This is a genomic window from Spiroplasma endosymbiont of Tiphia femorata (assembly GCF_964020225.1).
Classification (GTDB): domain Bacteria; phylum Bacillota_I; class Bacilli_A; order Mycoplasmatales; family VBWQ01; genus Spiroplasma_E.
In genome coordinates, this window is record NZ_OZ026544.1 from 66,539 (window position 1) to 88,330 (window position 21,792).

Sequence of the window (21,792 nt, forward strand, 5' to 3'; positions counted from 1 at the left end):
TGATTATAAAGATAATAAAAAAAAGATAAAGCAAATAAAATTTATTTGCTTAAGTGGAATAATGTTAGCATTAGCTGTTTCTTTAAATACAACAGGTGCTTTAATGTTAAAAAGTTTACCATTTTCTAAATATTTTGAAATTAAATTGGGTAATTTTATATTAGTTTTAATAGGTTTCTTTTGTGGTGGAATATTAGGGTTTCTTAGTGGTATTGCCAGTGATTTTTTAGGTTTATTATTTAGTACTAGTGGTGCATCACCATGTTTATTTTTTACTTTTACTAGTATTTTATGATGTATATTACCTTACTATTTAGTATTAAATTTTAGTAAAATTTTTTATAGTAAAAAGACATTTTATTGATATTTGCCAATTGCTTATGCTATTACTTCATTAATTATTACTGGTACTGATCCTATTGCATTAAAAATCTTATTTCCTGGATTACCACCTTTATGATTAATGTATTTTCCATTAAGAGTTATAAAATATCCTATTGATTTAACGGTTAATGTTTTTTTAATTATTACTTGTTATTCTGCATTAAAGAAAACTTTAAATTTAGAAAATCAATTTAAAAAATATTATTTCGCTACAGATCCGCAATCTTTACAATATAATAGAGTACTTGAAAAATAAATCAAAAAATAATTATTTAATTAAAATTTCTGATATTTTTTGTAACATTTTTAAATTTATCTCTTTATTGAGAATATATTAAATTAATAGTAATTTTTTAATATTACTATTTTAATTTTAATAGCATGTTTATTTTTATTGATATAGAAATCATGTAAAATGATTGTATTAAAATATTAAAGATTAGGTGGTAAAGATATATGAAGAAATTACTAAGTAGTCTAGCAGTAGTAACTTTAATTGGAGTAACAAGTATAAGTGTTGTCACTTGTGGCGGAGAAAGACCTTCACCAGTAGAAAAAACTGATTTAAATACAGTTATTATTAAAAAGGAATTAGGTATTATTTACATTGGTCAATTGGACAAACCAAATAAATCTGAAATTTTAAAAGCTATTAAAGATAAAAATAAAGAAGCAATTGATCTAACTGAAGATGATTTTGATATTAAAAGTTTTATTGACACTACAAAAATTATTATTAATGGTAAAGGTACTTATAAAAACGAAGTTTCTTTAACTTGTACTATTACTAATTTTAAAAAAAATTTCTAATTGAGAAGATAATAATGGTGCAGTTCATGCTCTAGTAAATATTAATGGTGTGCTTTATGTGGGAACATCAATTTTTGGTAAAGGAAATTTATATAAAAGTAATAGTGATGGCAAATTTGAATTAATGAATAATTGAAAACAAGACAATGGTGCAGTTTGGGGTTTAACAAATATTAATGGTGTGCTTTATGTGGGAACATCAATTGCTAATAAAAAGGGAAATTTATATAAAATAAATACTAATGATATTAATGCTAAGATTGAGCCAGTTTCTACTTGAAATAATACTAATGGTGAAGTTTCAAGTTTAACAAATGTTGATAGTACACTTTATGTAGGAATAACAAATAATAATGGTGAAGGAAAAATATATAAAAGTAAAGCTGATAAAAGTTTTGGATTGATGCTTGGTTGAGAGAGTACTAATGGTGCAGTTTGAAGTTTAACAAATATTAATGATACTATTTATATAGGAACAATAACTTCTGCTAATAAAGGAAATTTATATATAACTGAAAAAAAATAAAAACATAAAAATGATATCTATCAAAAATTATGAAATTTCAAATAATTAATACTTTTTTAATTATTAATTATTTTCTTTGTTAAAGAGAGTTTTAAATTTAAAAAATTATTTTGTTACAGATTGATATTCTTTACAGTATAATAGAGTATATGAAAACTAAACTTTATTAAGAAGGGTTAATTAAATGATTAAAATTTATGATAGTTTTTCACAAAGATTGCAGCTGCTTGCCCCTAATAAAAAGCAAGTTAATATGTATTTATGTGGTCCTACTGTTTATAACTATATTCATGTTGGCAATATTCGTGGTGTGCTTGTTTTTGATGTTTTACATCGTTTGTTAATTCATCAAAATTATAAAATAAATTATGTTCATAATATTACTGATATTGATGATAAAATTATTAAGAAAGCTGCGGATTTAAAAATAACAGAACAACAAGTTACTGAAAAATATACGTTAGCATATTATGAAGACTTAGAAAAATTAAATATTATTTTTCCTACAAAATTACCAAAAGTAAGTGAATATATTTCAAAGATTATTGAATTTATTAATAAATTAATTATTAAAGATTATGCATATGTTACGGCTGGTGATGTTTATTTTAAAGTTAATAAGTTAAAAGATTATGGAAGTTTGGCACATAAAAATATTGAAGATTTAATTCCAAATTTTAGAATTAAAAATTTAGTTACTAAAGAAAATAATCTAGATTTTGCTTTGTGAAAATCAACAACAATAGGTATTAGTTGAAATAGTCCGTGAGGAAAAGGAAGACCTGGTTGACATACTGAGTGTGCTTGTTTTGTTGAGGATTTATTTAATGGTCAAACTATTGATTTACATGGTGGTGGTGTTGATTTAAAATTTCCTCATCATGAAAATGAACGAGCTCAATTTGTTGCAGCTAATAATAAAAAAATGTCAAATATTTGATGACATAATGGTCATGTTAATATTGCTAATGAAAAAATGTCAAAATCTTTAAATAATTTTATTTTGGTTAAAGAATTTTGTCAGCAACATCACCCGAATGTATTGCGATATTTAATATTAAATCGTGATCATCAACAACCAATTGATTTCAATAAGGAAACAATTGAAAATGGATTAGTGTCAACAAAAAAATATGAAAATGTTTTAAAACAATGAACATATCAAATATTTATTAACAATATAATATGTAATAATAATCATCATTCAATTTATTATCAACAAATTATTAAAAATTTATCAAATAATATTGATACAACTAATACTATTACTTTAATTGAAAATATGATTAAAAAATTAAATGAAGCACTTATTAAAAAAAATTTTAATGAAGAATTTCAAGAAATTTTTTATACTTTTACCTTTGCTTTAAAAATATTAGGATTTGATTTTAAAGTTGGTAATTATTCTGAAAAGATTAAAAATAAAATTAAAATATGAGAACAACTAAAAAAGGAAAAACAATACCAAGAAGCTGATAAAATTCGTCAAGAATTAAAAGATTTGAATATTATTTAAAGGAGCAAAATTATGGCATTACAATATATTTATGGTTATCACCCTATTATTGCTGCATTATCAACATCATCATTAATAAAAATTAAAAAAGTTTTTTTAGTTCAAGATAAGTACCAAGAATTGAAAAAAGATTTAAAAAGTGTAAATATTCCTTATGAAATTATTAGTTTACAAGCAATGAATAATCTATTAGGTACTACTAAACATCAAAATATTGCTGCTAATGTTAAAGACTATCAATATTTTTCTTTTGATGAATTAATTAATATTGGTTCAACATCTAGATTTTTAAGAATTTTAATTTTAGATCGTATTTCTGATCCACATAATTTTGGTTCAATGTTAAGAATTGCAGCGGGTAATGACTTTGATGGTGTAATTGTTTTAAATCGTAATCAATCTGAAATAAACGGTGCAGTTGCAAAGGCTGCAGCCGGTGCTCTAAGTATTATTCCAATTTGTCAAGTTAATAACTTAACTTCCGCAATTAATAATTTACAAGAAAAATATAAATTTTGAATTTTGGCTGCTGCTAAAACAGCAAAAGCAATTGATTATTTTACTATTGATTGTAGTAGCAACTTAGCATTAATTATTGGTAATGAAGGTGAAGGGATAAGTCCAAAGTTATTAAAACATACAGATTATATTGTTCAAATACCAATAAGTCCAAAAATAGAATCATTTAATGCTAGCGTTGCTTGTGGTATTATTGCAAACTATATTTACGTTGAAACGTTAAAATTATCGTAAATTTTAAGAACCTATATTTTTTGATAATATTTAAATTTATGAAAAAATAAAATATTTTTTTTAAAAAGATACTTTTATATTTTAGGTGTAAATGTTTTTTCTTTATTTATTAGATTTGGTTTTGAAAATTTTCATTTTTTTCTTTTAAATTTTTGCATATATTTATTTGATCAATTAAATGGTTTTCTAATTCTTTACAATTGTTTTTAATATTTGTATAGTCAGAATTTATCTTATTTATTTTATTATTAATACATTTGTTTTTATCTTTAATTCAAAAAGTAAAAAAATTAATAAAAAATTTTTATATTTATTTATTTTACTTTTTTCTAATTGTTCTATTTTTATTGTTATTTTCTTTTCTAACATTTCTTCCAAAGTTCAAATTTTTGATCTTAGTTCTAAAATATTTGAAGAAAGTAATATTATTTTAGGAGTGTTATTATTTTCATTAGTTAATTTCTCTAATTCTTTATCTTTTTCTTCACTTATTTTTTTTAATTTTGATAACATTTTTTGTTCATTATAGAAGAAAAAAAATCGCTATTTTCAATATCTGTACTGTTATTACTTGGATAATGATTTTTTCTACGTTTAAATAAGTTTTTTAAAATATTTAAATACATCTGTCTCACGTTTTCCTCTCAAAAATAAAAAAACTCATTTACTTTTTATGAAAGTAATGAGTTAAAAACCTATTATTAAGTTTTATAAATATTATATATTATTATAAAATTTATTTGTTAAAGTAACTATTAACATAAAGTTGAAAATAACATAAGTAGTTTATTGTTCTTTAAATTAATCAAATATGTAATGTCAAAAAATTACAAAAGTAATTATTTTTATTTTTGAAAGGAAAATGTGAATAGTATGCAACTAGTAAATGAACTGTTAATTGAAACAGTTGAAGTTGGTGATTTGGAAGCACTTAAAGTTTTATTGGAAAATGGTGCTGATGTTAATTATGAAGATCAATATGGTAATACCTCCTTAATGTTGGCTGCTGAAAGTGGTTTTTTGGAAATAGTTAAAGTTTTACTGGAAAATGGTGCTGATGTTAATTATGAAAATAGATATGGTAATACGCCTTTAATGTTAGCTATTATAGGTGCTGATTTGGAGGTAGTTAAGGTTTTATTGGCAAGTGGTGCTGTGATGTTAATTATGAAAATCAAAATGGCATTAGACCTTTAATATTAGCTACTAGAAGGGGTAATTTTCAGATAGTTAAGATTTTATTGGAAAATGGTGCTGATGTTAATTATAAAGATTGAGATGGTAATACGTCTTTAATGTTAACTGTTCAATATGGTCATTTGGATATAGTTAAGATTTTATTGGAAAATGGTGCTGATGTTAATTATAAAGATTGAGATGGTAATACCTCTTTAATTTTAGCTGCTGAAAATGGAAGAATTGAAATTTTTAATATTTTATTATTATACAAAGCTCATGTTTATGATAAAAATCAAGGTGGTTTTACTGCTTTAACTTGCTCTATTAAAAATAAAGATTTAATAATAAAAACATTTAAAGAATTTCTAAAATTTAAAAATGAAATAATGATTTCTAAAGGAAATTGTTATGAAAAAATAATCTATATTATAAAGGGAGATGATGATAATTGATTAGAAAAAGAAGAATCAGTAATAGATTCATTAAAATATTTGCAAAATGAAATTAAAAAATTAAATGAAAAAAATAATTCAAATATTGAAAATTTTTGACAAAAAGAAGTTATTAATAGTTTAGTATTTGATGAACTAAATTATTCATTACTACATATAGCGGTAATAAATGATTGACAAAAATTAGTAACTTATTTAATTAACAAATGACCAATTGATATTGATTATAAAGATAACTCAGGAAATTCAGCATGAAATCACGCTTGTTTACTATTACAAAAAAAATTGCTTTGACAATTAAAAATTATGATCAGTTAACTATTGAAAATAAAATTATTTTAAAAGATTTTTTTAGTTTATCATCAAATTGAAATCGAAATCAAGAACAGGAAATTGACAAAGTGGCTAATGAAACTAGAAGAGAAATATTTAAGTATTACATACCACAAACAGAAGTAGAAATTGTTAAAGATAAGATAAATTGGGAGCGTACCGAAGATGTCGATAAATAAAAATTTTTAAAAATAACTCCTTTCTTTTTTAAACTATTAAATTAAAAAATAAATGACAAAAGACGAGAATAAAATTCTTGTCTTTTTTTGTAATTGTAAAATTTTAAAATTTTTAATAACCGTCTTTAGCACTATTATCAACACGTGTTAGGGAACTAAAAAAGTGAACTACAACACAGTTGTTAAAAATAGTAGCTAGCATGTGGACTTGCATGGATAAATAAAAAGTGGAGTGATACCTAATAAAATATACTAACCAGAAATGGTAATTCTTGGGGTGGGAGCGAATTGGAAACTAGTATATATAGACCCGGAGTGGGGACCAACTATTATTCTTTATTTAACCAACCTTGCCACTACCAAGTGAGCAAGTGTTGGTTTTATTTTTTATTTTTTTTTGAAAAATTTTTGGGCGAGAAAATAAATTTCAAACTTGTAAAAAAAATTGAGCGGGACCGGTTCAATTAAAATATTAATTTGCTAAACGCAAATTAAATAAATATTGAATCGAATGCCTCAATGTTTTTTAAAATTTCACAATTTATTTTTGAGCCCAGAATTGCTGGACTGAATAAAACAAATAGTAGTATTATTAATAATCTAAGAATAAAAATATATGTTCTTTATGCTAGAAGCAACAGAACATATTAGGAAAGGATTATTATGCAAATAGAATTTAAAAAAGAACAAATTGTTAAAGATAAACCACAATCTATTCTTATTGATTATGTTGAATATAAATTATCTCTTCCAAAATGAATGATTAAAAATAATTCTTTTATTGTTGATAACAGTTACACATATTGAGTTTTTAATTTAGAAAATATTAAAAAAGAATTAAGTGGTAATGAATTAATAAAGTTATTAGAACCATATATTAAAGACCAAAAAATAACTGTTAATAAACCAACTGCTCCAAAAGAATATTATCTTAATGATATAAAACTTGAACAATTAACATTTTATGAACAGCATAATAGTTGATTTATGGGTGAAATAACAGATAACAAAACTAAAATTACTAATCCTTGTTTTAAATATAACATTACGTGAGAAGAAAACAGAAAAGGTTTTAAAATAAATAATCCATATAAACATGATGATTTACCAATTAATTATATAGTTACTTCTTATAAGGAAATTTCAACTCATAATGAAAAAGTATTTTTGTTGAACATGTAAACAAAATAAATTAGATTATTTATTCTTTAATACTAATGATATAAAAACAAGAAAATATTTTTTAAGAGATAAAAATAGTAAAGCAATTTGTTATGACTGTATTTTAAATATTAGGTTAAGTAGGAGGTATAAATATGAATAAAGAAAAAATACTTGAATATCTTAAAGATGAATGAGAATGAAATAAAGAAATGAGAGACGATGAAAAAGTAACTAAACTTTGAAAAAGTTGTTTTAATGGAAGATTAAATCTTATATCTCAATTAAATCAAAAAATTAAAAATGGTGAATTTGATTAATAATGCAATATGACTTAATTATTGGGATTGACCCCGCTGGTATTGGTAATAATGGAATTGTTATATATTCAAATGAAACAAATAGGATTATTTATACAGAAACATTCAACACAACACATGTTTTTGAAAGTAAAAATCGTTATAAAAGAATATTATCAATAATCAAAGAACAATTTTTTGAAAACAAAATATTAGTTATTGTAGAAAATTTCTTTTTAAGTTCAAAACAATTATTAACTAATCCATTAGCAACTCCTAAAATTATTGGTTCATTAATGGTATTAGTACAAGATGTTTTCAACTGAGATTATCTAGAAAACCAACCAAAAAATAAAAATAAAATAACAAATTATAAAGGAAATATAAAATTAACAAAACATGAACAAGATGCATATAAACACATTCAATACTATTTAAGGAATTATAAAAATGAAAGATAAAGCCAATTATGTCAAATTAACAGTAAAACTAAGTAACACTATTGAAGCAAAATATTACGAAAAAAGTAATAAAGAATTATATTATAGTGTTCGTGGTCAATGAAATGGTTTAAACTATGTTACTTTAATTTTTAATAATCCAAAATTTTATAACCGATGTATTTTATTAAACAAAAACGATGAAATTATTGTAACTGGTCAAATTTTTAATACTTTAAACATTCCTAAAAATCGTGTATTTTGTTCAATTAATGTTAAATGATTTAAAAAATGAAAAGAGTAAAAAATGATATGATGAGAAATTTTATTAATAGCACCAATATTAATAACAAGTATAACACTAATAATATTTTTAATATTTATTATTAAAGAATTAAAAAATGAATATAAAGTATTAAAAATATTAAGTGAAATTGCTAATCAAATTGAAAATAAGGAGAATAAATAATGAAATGTTTTCTTTGCATGCATGGAGAAATATATTCTCCAAAAACCTTGTATAAAATAAAAAAATTGAAAAAAATAATTTACCAAGATAGAGATATTGATAGTGAAGATTTTAAGAAAAGATATGAATATCTTTTAAAAAAATTAGGTGATGGTGATAATCAAATTATTTGAATAAATTTATTAATAAAGCAAGAAAGAAATAATAGAAAGGAGAATAAATAATGAATAAAGAAGTATGTTGTGAAGATTGTTGTGTATGTGATAAAAAACATGATTTATTTACTTGTGAAAAAAACTGCTGAGAAAATGTATGTGAACATTGTTATCAAGGTGATAAAGAACATAGAAATAAAGTTGATGAAATTAATAAATCAAGACATAAAAATTGTATTAATAAAGAAAGATTTATGCAATATCTTAAAAACACATATCGCTTAAACGGATATTATGAAGAAGTTTATAAACCAATTAAAACCAGAATTAAAGACCGGTGATTTGATAATGACTAATTATTTACTTTCAATTGACCCAAGTATTAAAAATACTGGATTTACTTTATGAAAAAAAGTTTATTTACATGATAAATATGATTTTTGAAATTGAAAACCAATATTTGTTAAAAGTTATAATTTAAAAGAATATGATGGACAAAGAAAATTTTATTGAGATATAAAAGTTAATGATAATGAATTGGATTTAATTATTGAACGTGGTACTTTTAATTCAAAAAATGGTATTGGTTATGAAACTCAAGAACATTTACGTGGTTTTATTGCAGGACAATTTAATAAATTATTAACAAAAGATATGTTAATAAGTCCAAGTGAATGAAAGAAATGATATGAACGTTATGACCCACCTATTTTTTGATTAAGACCTTGAGATAAAGAACTAAGTATATATGTTGCTGAAGAAATTATTAAAGAAAATAATTGAAATATAAAAATATCAAATCATGATGAAGCAGATAGTTTATTAATTGGTTGATATTATTTAAATAAGGAGAATAAATAATGAATAAAGAAAAATTACTTAAATATATGAAAGATATAATTAAATGAACTAAAAAAATTAATTATACAAACTCTGATTTGGACAAAAATATTTTAAATTTATTAATTGAAAAAATAGAAAAAGGTGAATTTGATAATGACTAAATTAACAGATTTATTTGGTCAAGATAAAATAGAAATATTTTCACCAAATCCCAAAGATTTAACAGATAGTAATGATATAAAAGCAATTATTTTATGAAAATATCCTAATGTTATTGCTGAATATTTAGTTGTTTCTCAACTACATGCAAATACTGCTATTTTAGTTGGTGATAACGTTCACTATACAGGTTGAGTTGAAGTGTTTATTAAACCAAAAAATGAAGGAGTAAATGAAAATGCCAAATGACACGAATGTACAATCAAATAACTATACTTTATTAAAAATAATAAGAATTGGAATAAGTCCATTATCAGCAATGATTGGTACAAGTGCTTATTATGGTCAAATTATTGGTAATCCAGTATTAGGAAGTATTAATGCTTTATTATTTAGTAAAAAGTTAGGAATTGATATATGAAACTTAAATCAAATGCCAAGTACTAAAAAGAAAATATTAAATTCAAGTAAAAAAATATTATTAGGTTTAGGAACTATTGGTTTAATTAATTATGCAAAATTTACAAAAATCAATCCTAATCCTGAACCACCACCTTGATTAACAACTACTACCACAGAAACACCACCATGACCATTATTATTAACTAATGATAATAAACAACAAATGGATTGAGATACATATATTAGTTTAAGTACTTATGGTATATCAAATCTAATTGGTGGGTTAAGTGAATTAATACCTAATAGATTTGAAGTAATAAGAAAAATATGTAATATGGCAACTAGTGGATGTCTAATTTCAAGTGGTGTAGCTATGGGTATAAATAATGATTTTAATAATGCTTATGCAGTACCAACAATAGTTGCTGGTGCAAGTGAAATTATACATAATTTATTACCTATGGAAACTACAAATCATAATCAAGAAATGCAAGAAACATCATTTACAAATGAAACAAGAAGATTAATTAATAGTGATGCTATTAGTAATAATAGTGGAAGTAGTGATGTTTTATATGAAAGATCAACTACATATGATAGTTTATAAAGGAGATGATAACTAATGAATAAAGAAAAATTGATTGAATATTATAACAATGAAATTCAGACATATAAAGAAAGAATGGAACAATTAAATAAAGAAATATCTTTATTGGTAACTATTATAAGTAATTCAAAATCAATGATTGAAAGAATTAATAATGGTCAATTTGACGAATAATTAAAAATAAATAATTGAAAGGAAATAATTGAAAATGAAAGAATTTTTACATGAATTAATTATTATTGGAACAAGTGTAGGAACATTAATTTGTAGAGAATTAATTGTTTGATTTAAAAGATTTATTACAACTCCAAAACATATTAGAAGAAATAATAAAGTGATGAAACATCAAAAAAAATTAGCAAAACTTAATGAAAAAATTAATGGAAAAGAAAATAAATAATAAAGGTGTGATTTAAATGTTAGAAAATGAAACTAATGTTGAACAAAATACTGAACCTTTAACTGAAAATAATAATTTACAACAAGAGCAAGAAATTAAGATTGTTGAATTAGAAAATAAGTTAAATAAACTTAATCAAGAAATTAAAGAAAAAGAAATAATTAATATATTTAAAAAATATCAAGTTAAAAAAGAATTTTATGAATTTTTAAAATTTAAAACAAGTAATATAGAAAATTCAAAAATTGAAGAAACTATTAAAAAAATGATTAAAGAACAACCACTATTTAAAGAACCAATTAATACAGGTGGTAAACAAGAAACAATATTAACAAATCAAGAAACTTCAATAAAAAGTAGTTTATTAGATTATAAAAAGAAAAATAATTTATAAAAGAAAGGAAAATTTAAAATGCCAAATCCAGTGCCATTTAAACAAAATTTAGATAATACTACAAAATTAGTAGAAACACCTGAATTTATAGAATTTTATAAACAATCAAATAGTCCATGAGCAAGTTTTTTTCCAATTGAAATGGTTAATTCTACAAAAATTGAATTTATAGTTAAAAAACCAAAAGACCCAACATTCAAAATACTTCATTGAAATGATAAAAGTAAAGGATTAGAAGTTGGTTATGTTGATACTGATAAAATTATTAAAGAAATTACAAAAGAAGCTAGTACAGGAGAAATGATTGGTGAAGTTGATTTATTTGCAGATAATGGGCAAAATTTACTAGAAAGTATGCAATATGAAGTTGCTAATGATTTAGCAGATTATTTAGCAAATAATGATACAAATACAATTGCTAAATCTGCCAAAAAAGTAATCATTACTGATACAACACCAGTAGGATATTTAAAATCAATGTTATCAGCATGAAATACTTTATTTCAATTAAGAAATAGTAATAATTGTAAATTTTTTATAACAAATAGTCTTTATGATACTTTAGTTTATTTAGCAGATAATAAAGGTTTAATTACTGATAATCAACTAGCACAACAATTAAGATTAAATGGAACAAATTTATATATTAAAGGTGTATTATGTCAAATTGTTATGGATGATTATATGACATTTAAAAATACTGAAAATAAAAATCAAATTATGAATTTTGTTTTAGCAACACCAAAAGCAATGAAAAGATATATGTTACAACAAACTAGTATATATGTTGAAGATATTAAAGATGGTAAAGTTCCAAAAAGATATTTAGTTGGTGGACAAGTAACAGGAGAATCTATTCCTTATATGTCAAACTCAGAAACAGAATCAAGATGAATGTTATGTGGTATTGTTAATAAAAAATATTTAAGTGAAGAAATTACAACATTAACAACTAATATTACTGCTGATACTACTAAAAAGAATAAATTATTAGATACAACAATTAAAAATACAACTGAACTAAATAATTTAAATCCAAATTTAACAACTCCAATTATTAATTATTTTAGTGATGCCCAAGGTCAAGTTGATGTAAGTAATCAAAACCAAAAAGCAGGAGATTTATATGTAGTAATCACTACTAATGACACTGATAAAAATTATCAAGGTTCAACAAATCCTATAAAAATAACTCTTAAATAAGGATAATTATTATGCCAATTGGTACAACTAGTACAGCAATACTTTTAAACATAAATAAACCAAAACATACTAGAACAAGTCAACAACAAGAACATAAAAGTTGATGATGAGAAATTTTAGAAATGATTGGTGTACAAGTAATAGCAGTAGCACTTGCTCCTTTTACTGGTGGATTAAGTGAAAGTTTAGCACTTGGTTTAGGTGCAAGTGATTTACTTGCTAGTATTAGTGCTGTTGGTGTAGAGTTTTTAACTGATTTTACTATTAATCAAGTTTATGATTATTTAAAAGGAAATGTTACACCATTAAATACTTTTTTTAATATATTACCTGCATTTGCTGGACTTAATAGAATTAGTCGTGGTTATCGTACAACTAAATTTATTAGTTTAGCAGAAAAAACTAAAACATTAGAACAAATTGGTATTAAAAAAGCAAAAAATTTACAAGAAATCATTAGTCAAGTAAGTGAAAAACAATTTTTAACAGATAAAATTATTGGAAATAAACGTTATTTATTTAATTATAACCATGCTCCAAATCGCGAAACAATAATACAAAATTTAGGTTTTGTTGCTGAAAGACAATATAAAAATAATTTTGCAAAATTAGAAGTACAAGAATTAAAAAATTATTTATTATTACAAAATGAATTAATAAAGTTAAGTCCACAGTTAACTCCTAAATTTAAAATTAAAGATATTGATAAAGCAAACAATTTTTTACAAAAATATAATACTGATTTAAAAGAAGTATTAAAAATGAACCAACATGACTGATTAAATTTAGTTCATACAATACATGCAGAAAATAGATATGGAAAATCTTTAATTTTAGATTTACAAAAAATTCGTGCTAATGCAATTAAATTTAATTTTAAAAATAGTTCAATTCATAAATTAGTATTAAAAGCAAATCAAACTTTTAAATATTTTGATATTAAATTTTATTTTAAAAAAGGTTTAAATAAATTTTGAAAAGATACTTCATATTTTGAAAAAATAAGAATAAATATTTATAAATTACAAGAGAAATTCGAAAAATTAGAAAAACAAGCATTTGAAAAAATTAATAAATTAAAAGAAAAAACAATTGATGTATTTACAAGTGCTGAAAAGAAAGCAATTAAACATGCACAATTAATTCCATTAAATTCACCAGTATTTATGGCTTGTAAAATTCAACCTTTATCATTAGATAAATGTGGAATTACTATTTATCATCGTAATCCTAAATATAAACCAATTGTAGTTATTGATAGTATTATCAAAGCAGAAACTTTTGTTATTCAAATACATCCATTTCATTGATATAGATGATATAGCGGTTGATATATTGGATATGGAGTTAGTCAAAATAAATGATTAAAAAGTATTGCTTTTGCTCCACCAGTTGTACAACAAATGATTAAAGATAGTTTTAAAATTTATAGGCAAATATTAAGGACAATTAGAACTTATCATAAAGTAGTTAATGTTATTAATAATCCTATTGATAATGTCAATAAATCATTTAAAAGGGTTGGTTTAAAATTCTCAGTTAATACTGTATTTGGTACTGGATTGTTAAGACATTTAGAAAAATTTGCATATAATCAAGTTGTAAAAAAAGGAAAGAAAAAATTACAAAAAGAAATTATACATATATCACATAGAAAAACTAAATCAAAAACCAAACGTTATAAAAAAGCATTTTTTAAGGAATGATAAAATATGATTAATAAACTTTGAACTGGTGTCAGTTTAGAAAATTATAATAACTGATATCCATTAACTGGAACAATTACAGAAACACCACGACAATATATAAATACATGACCAAATGTTGATGATTGATTTAAAACATTTGCTATTCGTGCTCAAAATGATATTAATGCTTATCTTGATTTTATTTTATCTAAATTTCCTTTTGATAGTTTTAAAGATGAATTAATTAAAGAAACTTTAAGAGATATGGTTTATGTTATGGTTGAACATTGAGTATTTAATCGTACACCAATTGAATTTAATGTTGATGCTACTATTCAATTTAATAATGGTAATCAATTTAGTGCAAGTAGTACTCCTACGATTAATATTTGAGATTTAGCACCTAGTAGAATGAAAATATGAGCAAGATTAACAGAATTAAAACAAATATTTTCAAATTATAATAATGATGAAATAGATGTTGAAAAAATTGACTTAAAAGCATTTTATACTAGAAACCAAGTTAATGAATTAATTCAAGAACAAAAAGAATTTACATTATCAAAGCAAATAAAATTATATGATGATACCATTAATGGTAATAAAAATGAAACATATAGGGGACCAGTTACAAATTTAATAAATAAAGGTTATGTTGCAACAGAATATGACTCAAAAACTGAAACTATGATTTTAGATTGACCTAATGAAATTGGAACATTACCACCTGATGTTTTACAAAACAATCCACAAATTGGTGATTATACACATGCACCAACTTGTGATTTTTCTGCTAAACAACAAAAACGAATTACTACAAATGAAAATGAAATTACCAAATTAAATAGTGAATTAATTAAAACAAACGAAAATATTAATGATGTTAAAAATAATTGATTTAATATTGAAACTAGTCCCTTATGAAAAAAAGTTGAAAATAATAATATAGAAATATTTAAATGATATTTTATTAAAATCAGTTATCAATATTCAACAGAAAATAACTTTATGAAATTTTATAAAGTAATTAAAATTTATTTAAATAATGTTTTTAATGAATTTGAATTGCTAAATGTTGATTCCATGACGTATAGTGAACAAATCCAAAATAAAAGAATTTTAAATACCGGAACGATTTACTATAACAATAAAAAGAAAGAATTTAGTGGTGGCGGTAATTCTTATCCTGAACGTGGAAAAATTAATTTAATTGGTGATATAGAAGAAATATATCAATATCAAGGAATAGATACACCAACTGAATTTATAGCAGAAGAAAATACTGAACATGATTATTATACAAAACTAGAAACAAATCAATTATTAGATAAAAAACAAGATAAGTTAATTGCTGGTGAAAATATTAAAATTGATGAAAATAATAAAATTAGTGCTACTTGCGGGAAAACTGATTTAACTGATTATTATAAAAAAGAAGAAGTAGATAAAAAATTAGACAATAAAATGGATAAAGACCAATTCAAATATGCTTTTTCTATAAATACTATTGGTACTGAAATTCCTAATTTAGAAACTACTGATAAAACTGTTGCTGGTGCTATTAATGAAATTATCAAAAAACAACCACAACCAATTCCAATTCCTCCAAGTAGTTCAATTTGAAAAGAAGTAGGAATAAGAGAAAAAAATAAATGAGATAATTGACAAATTACTTATGATTTTATAGTTAATAAAAGATATAAAGTTTATTATTCTTGAAATATATATAATAATGTTTTTGCAATTAAAGAATTTATTATAACTAATACAAAAATAGCAGGTGTACCAATAGAAGTTTTTAACAATAATACTAATGTCTTAGTTTTATCAGTACAACACTCAAAATTTATTACTATTTATTCTTTAAAAGGTAGCGATAAAGGTAATACATGAAAATTAGAAGAATTACAGGAATAAAATTATGATTTGAAAAATTATAAAAATTATTTTAAGTTTAATTGGAGTTTTATTATCTTCTGCTGTTGCTGGTTTAATTATATTTATTATAGTAAAAATTGTCTTAAAAATTAATCAAATATTTTAGAAAGGAGAAAAAAATGAAACCTTTTTGACCAAGAAAAGATAAAACAAATATTAATAATAATGAAGAAAAATCTAAATTAATTTTTTTAGAAAATAAAAGTACACACACTTCTATTTTAAGTTATTTTGGTTTTAATGATTTTAATCATGAGACTTATTTTACTGATTTTGTTGCTGAAAATAATGCTAATTTATATAATGCTCCATTGGATATTAATAATGAAACTATTAAACAATATTTAATTAAACAAGAATTTTATAGAAAGAATTGAAATTCTATTTTTAAATTAAGCAAATTAGGAATTAGTGGTTATTTAATTTATATTGCTAATGATGATTTATATTTTCAAGTAGTAGATATACAGCAAAGAATTTATGATATTACTGGTAAATTAATTCAATGTACTATTTTTTATGATAGTTATCAACAAAATGCACAAACAGTAAGATTATTTGAAGTTTATAAATTAAATAATGAACAAGTAACTATTAATCGTGCAATTTATAGTATTAGTGATAATAAAAAACAATTTCCTTTACCTTTTAAAGAATATAGTAATAATCCTAATTTAGAACAAGAACAAACATTAAATATTAATTATATTCCAATAGCAATTATGAGAAATAAAGCAAATGAGTTAGCAGATTGTAATAAAGTAATGGATAAAATTAAAGCATTAGATGTTATTTATGAACAAATTGTTTTAGATACTATTTTAAATTCACCAAAGTTTATTTTTGACCAAACTTATGGTAATGCTAAATCTACAATGGATGAAGCCGTAAGAACATTAGTTACTAACAACTATATTTGAAAAACTACTGGTGATAATAATGAAAAAAGTGAAAATATTAATATGACAAGTAGTAATTTTAAAGGTAAAAATTTAACTGATATATATGATTGAAATATTAATGAAATATTTAAACGTTGTGGTATTCATATACCAAGTCAAAAGAAATCAGCACAACAATCGGTTCCCGAAAGTACAGCGGTAAATATTTCAACTATTAATTATATTGAACAAAAATTATGACAATTTAATATTGATATTCTTAAATTTATTCAAATATTAGTACGTTTAGATAAAGATTTATTAAATAGTAAAACATTTAATATTAATGATGAACAAGAAATTAATAACTTAACAGTTAAATTAAAATTATTTAATCCAGAAAATAACCAATTAATAGGAGAAAACAATGGAAAACAACAACAAACCACAAACGAAGTTTCCACAGAAACAAACTAAACTTAATCAAGCAGAAATAGAAAATGATTATTTAATTGATAATATTCCTTATGATTTTACTAATATGATGAGTGCTACTAGTGACCCTGATATTAATAGAGCATACGATGAATTTAAAAAAAGAAAAATTTATATTTATGAAATTGAACGTTTATTTAAAAATAATGAAAATAATAGTTTAAGATTTTCAGCAAATACTATTAAAATAGGTTTTATTGATATTGATAAAGTATTAAAAACTACTGCTGTTGAAACATCTGATTTTACTATGCAATTAAATCAAAGAGCAAGTACTAATATTAATGACAATACAATTGAATATAGTATGACTGATATTAAAAATTTAATATTTCAAGAAATAAATTTATTAAATCAATTTAAGTTATATGCAGTTAGTATAAATGAACCATTAACTGAAAATAATATTGATAATTTATATATTATTAATAATTATTCAGAACCTTATCAAAATCCAAAAACTAGAAGTACTAAAAGTATTACTATTATTAAAATTAAAGACTTTAAAACAAGAGATGGTTATCCAATTATTATTAAATTACAAAAACCACTAGATAAAGACACCAAAGTTATTGGTTTAAAAATTAAAGCACCTAGAAGCATGATTTTTGGCAATATAAAGGTACTTGGTGAAGTCGACAATATGGAGGTATACACAAAGTTATTTGTCAAAGATAAGATAGCATTTCCGCTATTATCAATGCCTATTGAAACTCAACCAAAAGTTAGAATATTACAACAATGATTTAGTGAACAAATATTACCTTGAAATTTAGCAAAACAATTTATAGGACAAGAAAAATCAGTTTTAGATTTAATTGCTATTGGTGGTGGTAGAGAAACAAGAAAAGAAATTATTAATAATGCAAGAGTAACTAATGCTAAAATTGGTTATGATGTTTCTAAAAATTCAAAAGTATGACCATTATCTGATGAACTAGAATTAAAAGATAAAAAATTAGAGTCATGATTTTTAGTAAGTGACTATAATTTATTTATTTCTACAACAAATAAATTTCATGATGTTGAACTAGAAATAAAAGATAGACCACCAATTGATAGTTTACAAAAAGTATTATTAGATATGTTAACTTATACATATACTTATAATAGAAACTTTGATGGTGCATCATTAAGTAATGTTTTAAAAGAAATGAATGATTTAGATAAAATTCGTGCTAAGTTTGAAGGACAAAAACCAAATGAAGTTATTACTAATTTATTTAAACAATGAGAATTAGATTATCCTAACTATACAAATTTACCACAAGTTAAAATATTAAAACAAATAGTTATAATGCTATCAAAAAATATTTATTCAACCATGTCTATTAATAACGGTTTAAATGATGACTATAAATTATTATTACCTTATTATTTTGAATTAAAATCAAATCCTATACATTCTACACCTGATAAGATTTGAGAATTTAAAGATATAAAAGTAGTATTAAAATCTGCATATTTTGATTTTACAGATATCAATAACATTAAACTAAAAAACAATGACATTAGTCAAAATGAATTATTGAAATTAGATGATAATCAATTTAACTGACTATCCATAACTAATGAATTAGAAAGCAATAATATACCATCATTAATTCCGGCAGATTGAACATTAGGTAATGGTGAATATGGAAAATATTTTACAAGATTAATTATTAATAAAAATAAAACCGAAAATGCTTTAAATTTATATGGTTCAAATAAATCACAATTATTTTCTAAATTAGAATTTTATAAAGAAGTTTTACAAATTGACAATAATAGTGAATTTGAATTACAAATTGAAAATCCAATTAATAACTTAAATCGAATTGAAGTTAGCGGACTATTTGGTGCTGGTAATTATGATTTAATTTTAGTAACAAATAAACAAGAAATAAATTTAAATAATATTAATTTATTTGATAAATATAATGAAAATATTTCTTATATAAATTTAGAAATTTAATTATCAAAATATCCATCTGGATAAATACCATCTCATTTTACTGCATCATCAGTTAATTTATTTGATGCTCAGTAAAGAGTAATTTTATGTTTATTACTTACTGGTCTTGCTCAAATAGTTGCCCCCCCAGTGTGCTTCATGGTCGTAATCATAAAAATATGTTAATTGATTATTTTTATTATATGAAACTATTCCTAAGATTAAACCGGTAACACCAGTTATTACAGCAAATGATAATGATATTTTTTGAAAATTTGTTTTTATTCATGTTTTCATAATAAATATCTCCTTTTTTCCTTGATTTTACTTTTAAATTGTACTATTTTTGATTATTTTTACAAGTATGCTTTTAAAAGCAAAATAACGCCTAAATTAAAGGTGTTTATTTTTTGATACGTATACTATTAATTGTATTGCACTTATTTATTATATTGCAAATGTGAAGATACTTTTTTTTACAGTAGCATTATTTTTACCCCTAATTACATTTTTATATGGATATAATGCATAAAATAATGCATCATAAGGGTCTTGATACATATTTTTGTCAGGAATGTTAGTTTTGGTTTGGTCATAACGTAATTCTTCTAAACATTGAGTTGTTTTTGGTAAATCATCTTTATTTGCATAAAAGTTTCCATAACTCATAATATTTCTCATTCAAACTACTCTATTAGTTAATCCGGCTTCTTGATTTAAATTTGAAGCATGTTTAATAGCGGTTTGTGTTATTAAAATAGTATTGTGTTCATCAATTAATTTTTGATTTAATCAATCCATTGCTGTTCTTGCTTTATCATCATAAAAATAAATTGCTTGTTCAAAATTTTCAAAATTATCCATTAATCCTAAAATTTCATTAACATAAGCATTAATTTTTTCATTTTCATTTATAAAATCATTTGGAGTAACTACTAATTCACAAATAATATAAGCATCATAATAACCAGTATTATTATATTCTTTAAAACCAACTACCATAAATACAGTATGGTCTTTTGGTCCCGTAGCTCAATCAATACCAACACTATAAAAATCAAATTTATACATTTCTTTTTCTTGATTATAAAATTGTTTTAAATCATATGATTGTCAATATTTTACTGTTTTTTGAAATGGGAAAATTGTTGCATCGCTATCTAAAAATTCAAAACCATAATAAACAGTATTATATTCATCTGGATTACTTTTTTCCATTTCTAATAATGTTCTTTGTTGAATGTCAGGTAATTTATTTCAAAATGGTTGAATAGTAAATCTTAAAACAAATAAACCTAAACCACTAAACATATCTTTATTTTCATAATAAACTTTACCAACTTTTTTAAGATTTTTCATGACTTCATCATTTAATGGTAAAAATGGTGTACAGTATTTTAAATAAAATGGATGATATTTATCATAAGGATTACATGTAAAAGTAATGAAAAAACTTTTATAAAAATAACGAGTAATCTTTTGTCCAAAGGTAGAACTATATATATTTTTATCAATAAATGTTCAACTTCACTCTTTAATAGGTTTATTTGATACTTTAATACGATTACTTCTAAACATAGAGTTTTGTAAACGTTCATATCGATATGTTAATTGTTTTTCAGTTAATGTTTCTTTTTCTTCTGCCATAATAATTTCATCTGTTCTTGAACCTAAAAAACTTGACCCACCTGCTTCTTTTCCAAAAATCTTATTACCATTAGCATAACCAATAAAGTCAATTTGTTGATTACTTGGAAAGATAATACATCCCCCATCCTTAGTAATTTTTCATTTAATGCCATGTGGATTATTAGGTAATAAATTAATATTATATGTATCTAATAAAACTTGACAAACATTCATTAAAGCACCAATTGTAGTTTCACTATGAGTATTTTCATATCTTCTTACTTCTTGAACACTACTATCTCTAAAATTACAACATATAAATAAATCAAATGCTAAACAGTTTCAAGTTTTTCTTGTTCCACGTGCTGTTGGAACAAAACGATAAAAACAATTAGTAGTAAAATATTCTGCTCATTCATCACCAACAAATTCTTTAAAAATATCTCAACTAAAACCATAATTATTATCACTAAAATTAAGATTATATTTTTTATTTAATTGTCCATAACTACTAATAAAAGCCATATTTACTCCTTATTTTTTAAAAAAAATTAAACTTAA

At 22.7% G+C, this 21,792-nt stretch carries 33 protein-coding genes; 29 read left to right on the forward strand and 4 right to left on the reverse strand.

What is annotated here, in order from left to right:
- Window positions 1–61 precede the first annotated feature (61 nt).
- The 5 genes from AACK83_RS00410 to rlmB all read left to right on the forward strand — a co-directional run bounded on the left by AACK83_RS00410 (window position 62) and on the right by rlmB (window position 3,989).
- Window positions 62–640: a hypothetical protein gene (locus tag AACK83_RS00410; protein ID WP_338958577.1), complete on the forward strand. Its 579-nt coding sequence runs from the start codon at window positions 62–64 to the stop codon at window positions 638–640.
- A 200-nt stretch (window positions 641–840) separates the two neighbouring features.
- Window positions 841–1,194 (forward strand): hypothetical protein, encoded by a 354-nt coding sequence (locus AACK83_RS00415; RefSeq protein ID WP_338958580.1) that lies wholly within the window; start codon window positions 841–843, stop codon window positions 1,192–1,194.
- Between the two features lie 58 nt (window positions 1,195–1,252).
- A complete protein-coding gene (locus AACK83_RS00420; protein WP_338958582.1) occupies window positions 1,253–1,720 on the forward strand; it encodes a hypothetical protein in 468 nt (155 codons plus the stop codon).
- 184 nt (window positions 1,721–1,904) lie between these two features.
- Window positions 1,905–3,236, forward strand: a complete 1,332-nt coding sequence (gene cysS, locus AACK83_RS00425) for a cysteine--tRNA ligase (RefSeq protein WP_338958584.1) — start codon at window positions 1,905–1,907, stop codon at window positions 3,234–3,236.
- A 12-nt stretch (window positions 3,237–3,248) separates the two neighbouring features.
- Window positions 3,249–3,989, forward strand: a complete 741-nt coding sequence (rlmB, locus tag AACK83_RS00430; protein WP_338958587.1) for a 23S rRNA (guanosine(2251)-2'-O)-methyltransferase RlmB — start codon at window positions 3,249–3,251, stop codon at window positions 3,987–3,989.
- A 237-nt stretch (window positions 3,990–4,226) separates the two neighbouring features.
- Here the strand turns inward: rlmB and AACK83_RS00435 are convergent, their stop codons facing one another.
- On the reverse strand, window positions 4,227–4,502 hold the full coding sequence (locus AACK83_RS00435; protein ID WP_338958589.1) for a hypothetical protein: 276 nt from the start codon (window positions 4,500–4,502) through the stop codon (window positions 4,227–4,229).
- A gap of 360 nt (window positions 4,503–4,862) precedes the next feature.
- Between AACK83_RS00435 and AACK83_RS00440 the strand changes: the two genes are divergently transcribed.
- The 24 genes from AACK83_RS00440 to AACK83_RS00555 all read left to right on the forward strand — a co-directional run bounded on the left by AACK83_RS00440 (window position 4,863) and on the right by AACK83_RS00555 (window position 19,623).
- Window positions 4,863–5,186 carry an ankyrin repeat domain-containing protein gene (locus tag AACK83_RS00440; RefSeq protein WP_338958592.1) on the forward strand — a complete coding sequence of 108 codons (324 nt, stop codon included), beginning with the start codon at window positions 4,863–4,865 and terminating at the stop codon, window positions 5,184–5,186.
- A gap of 2 nt (window positions 5,187–5,188) precedes the next feature.
- The gene (locus AACK83_RS00445) at window positions 5,189–5,938 is read left to right on the forward strand and encodes an ankyrin repeat domain-containing protein (RefSeq protein WP_338959791.1); all 750 of its coding nucleotides are present in this window, start codon (window positions 5,189–5,191) and stop codon (window positions 5,936–5,938) included.
- A complete protein-coding gene (locus tag AACK83_RS00450; protein ID WP_338958594.1) occupies window positions 5,911–6,132 on the forward strand; it encodes a hypothetical protein in 222 nt (73 codons plus the stop codon). Before AACK83_RS00445 ends, AACK83_RS00450 begins: the two co-directional genes overlap by 28 nt.
- A 519-nt stretch (window positions 6,133–6,651) precedes the next feature.
- Window positions 6,652–6,783 (forward strand): hypothetical protein, encoded by a 132-nt coding sequence (locus AACK83_RS00455; protein WP_338958596.1) that lies wholly within the window; start codon window positions 6,652–6,654, stop codon window positions 6,781–6,783.
- A 12-nt stretch (window positions 6,784–6,795) separates the two neighbouring features.
- Window positions 6,796–7,314 (forward strand): hypothetical protein, encoded by a 519-nt coding sequence (locus tag AACK83_RS00460; protein ID WP_338958598.1) that lies wholly within the window; start codon window positions 6,796–6,798, stop codon window positions 7,312–7,314.
- A gap of 134 nt (window positions 7,315–7,448) precedes the next feature.
- Complete coding sequence (locus tag AACK83_RS00465; RefSeq protein ID WP_338957566.1) at window positions 7,449–7,613, forward strand: hypothetical protein; 165 nt, start codon at window positions 7,449–7,451, stop codon at window positions 7,611–7,613.
- A 2-nt stretch (window positions 7,614–7,615) separates the two neighbouring features.
- Window positions 7,616–8,053 (forward strand): hypothetical protein, encoded by a 438-nt coding sequence (locus AACK83_RS00470; RefSeq protein ID WP_338957565.1) that lies wholly within the window; start codon window positions 7,616–7,618, stop codon window positions 8,051–8,053.
- A complete protein-coding gene (locus tag AACK83_RS00475) occupies window positions 8,043–8,336 on the forward strand; it encodes a hypothetical protein (RefSeq protein WP_338958601.1) in 294 nt (97 codons plus the stop codon). The genes AACK83_RS00470 and AACK83_RS00475 overlap by 11 nt, the downstream gene beginning before the upstream one ends.
- A gap of 3 nt (window positions 8,337–8,339) precedes the next feature.
- Entirely contained in the window at window positions 8,340–8,501 is a 162-nt protein-coding gene (locus AACK83_RS00480; protein ID WP_338957563.1) for a hypothetical protein, read from the forward strand.
- The gene (locus tag AACK83_RS00485) at window positions 8,501–8,725 is read left to right on the forward strand and encodes a hypothetical protein (RefSeq protein WP_338957562.1); all 225 of its coding nucleotides are present in this window, start codon (window positions 8,501–8,503) and stop codon (window positions 8,723–8,725) included. Before AACK83_RS00480 ends, AACK83_RS00485 begins: the two co-directional genes overlap by 1 nt.
- Complete coding sequence (locus tag AACK83_RS00490) at window positions 8,725–9,012, forward strand: hypothetical protein (RefSeq protein ID WP_338957561.1); 288 nt, start codon at window positions 8,725–8,727, stop codon at window positions 9,010–9,012. The genes AACK83_RS00485 and AACK83_RS00490 overlap by 1 nt, the downstream gene beginning before the upstream one ends.
- Complete coding sequence (locus tag AACK83_RS00495) at window positions 9,005–9,517, forward strand: hypothetical protein (RefSeq protein WP_338957560.1); 513 nt, start codon at window positions 9,005–9,007, stop codon at window positions 9,515–9,517. The genes AACK83_RS00490 and AACK83_RS00495 overlap by 8 nt, the downstream gene beginning before the upstream one ends.
- Window positions 9,517–9,660, forward strand: coding sequence for a hypothetical protein (locus AACK83_RS00500; protein WP_338957559.1), 144 nt, complete (start codon window positions 9,517–9,519; stop codon window positions 9,658–9,660). Before AACK83_RS00495 ends, AACK83_RS00500 begins: the two co-directional genes overlap by 1 nt.
- Window positions 9,653–9,928 (forward strand): hypothetical protein, encoded by a 276-nt coding sequence (locus tag AACK83_RS00505; RefSeq protein ID WP_338958604.1) that lies wholly within the window; start codon window positions 9,653–9,655, stop codon window positions 9,926–9,928. Before AACK83_RS00500 ends, AACK83_RS00505 begins: the two co-directional genes overlap by 8 nt.
- On the forward strand, window positions 9,897–10,667 hold the full coding sequence (locus AACK83_RS00510; protein WP_338958606.1) for a hypothetical protein: 771 nt from the start codon (window positions 9,897–9,899) through the stop codon (window positions 10,665–10,667). Before AACK83_RS00505 ends, AACK83_RS00510 begins: the two co-directional genes overlap by 32 nt.
- A 15-nt stretch (window positions 10,668–10,682) precedes the next feature.
- Window positions 10,683–10,841, forward strand: a complete 159-nt coding sequence (locus AACK83_RS00515) for a hypothetical protein (protein ID WP_338957552.1) — start codon at window positions 10,683–10,685, stop codon at window positions 10,839–10,841.
- 34 nt (window positions 10,842–10,875) lie between these two features.
- Window positions 10,876–11,067, forward strand: a complete 192-nt coding sequence (locus AACK83_RS00520) for a hypothetical protein (RefSeq protein WP_338957816.1) — start codon at window positions 10,876–10,878, stop codon at window positions 11,065–11,067.
- Window positions 11,068–11,083: 16 nt separating this feature from the next.
- Window positions 11,084–11,461, forward strand: coding sequence for a hypothetical protein (locus AACK83_RS00525; protein WP_338957549.1), 378 nt, complete (start codon window positions 11,084–11,086; stop codon window positions 11,459–11,461).
- An 18-nt stretch (window positions 11,462–11,479) separates the two neighbouring features.
- A complete protein-coding gene (locus tag AACK83_RS00530; RefSeq protein ID WP_338958609.1) occupies window positions 11,480–12,664 on the forward strand; it encodes a hypothetical protein in 1,185 nt (394 codons plus the stop codon).
- An 11-nt stretch (window positions 12,665–12,675) separates the two neighbouring features.
- Window positions 12,676–14,373 carry a hypothetical protein gene (locus AACK83_RS00535; protein ID WP_338958611.1) on the forward strand — a complete coding sequence of 566 codons (1,698 nt, stop codon included), beginning with the start codon at window positions 12,676–12,678 and terminating at the stop codon, window positions 14,371–14,373.
- A gap of 3 nt (window positions 14,374–14,376) precedes the next feature.
- Window positions 14,377–16,269: a hypothetical protein gene (locus tag AACK83_RS00540; protein ID WP_338958614.1), complete on the forward strand. Its 1,893-nt coding sequence runs from the start codon at window positions 14,377–14,379 to the stop codon at window positions 16,267–16,269.
- Window positions 16,270–16,273: 4 nt separating this feature from the next.
- Window positions 16,274–16,396 (forward strand): hypothetical protein, encoded by a 123-nt coding sequence (locus tag AACK83_RS00545; protein ID WP_338957828.1) that lies wholly within the window; start codon window positions 16,274–16,276, stop codon window positions 16,394–16,396.
- 13 nt (window positions 16,397–16,409) lie between these two features.
- A complete protein-coding gene (locus tag AACK83_RS00550) occupies window positions 16,410–17,648 on the forward strand; it encodes a hypothetical protein (protein WP_338958617.1) in 1,239 nt (412 codons plus the stop codon).
- Window positions 17,599–19,623: a hypothetical protein gene (locus AACK83_RS00555; RefSeq protein ID WP_338958620.1), complete on the forward strand. Its 2,025-nt coding sequence runs from the start codon at window positions 17,599–17,601 to the stop codon at window positions 19,621–19,623. Before AACK83_RS00550 ends, AACK83_RS00555 begins: the two co-directional genes overlap by 50 nt.
- On the opposite strand, the gene AACK83_RS00560 is transcribed toward AACK83_RS00555, so the two are convergent.
- From AACK83_RS00560 to AACK83_RS00570, 3 genes are all read right to left on the reverse strand, one after another.
- On the reverse strand, window positions 19,620–19,763 hold the full coding sequence (locus AACK83_RS00560; protein WP_338957535.1) for a hypothetical protein: 144 nt from the start codon (window positions 19,761–19,763) through the stop codon (window positions 19,620–19,622). The two genes, AACK83_RS00555 and AACK83_RS00560, sit on opposite strands and share 4 nt — an antisense overlap.
- Complete coding sequence (locus tag AACK83_RS00565; RefSeq protein ID WP_338957532.1) at window positions 19,717–19,899, reverse strand: hypothetical protein; 183 nt, start codon at window positions 19,897–19,899, stop codon at window positions 19,717–19,719. The genes AACK83_RS00560 and AACK83_RS00565 overlap by 47 nt, the downstream gene beginning before the upstream one ends.
- Window positions 19,900–20,049: 150 nt before the next feature.
- Entirely contained in the window at window positions 20,050–21,756 is a 1,707-nt protein-coding gene (locus AACK83_RS00570; protein WP_338958622.1) for a hypothetical protein, read from the reverse strand.
- Between the last annotated feature and the right edge of the window lie 36 nt (window positions 21,757–21,792).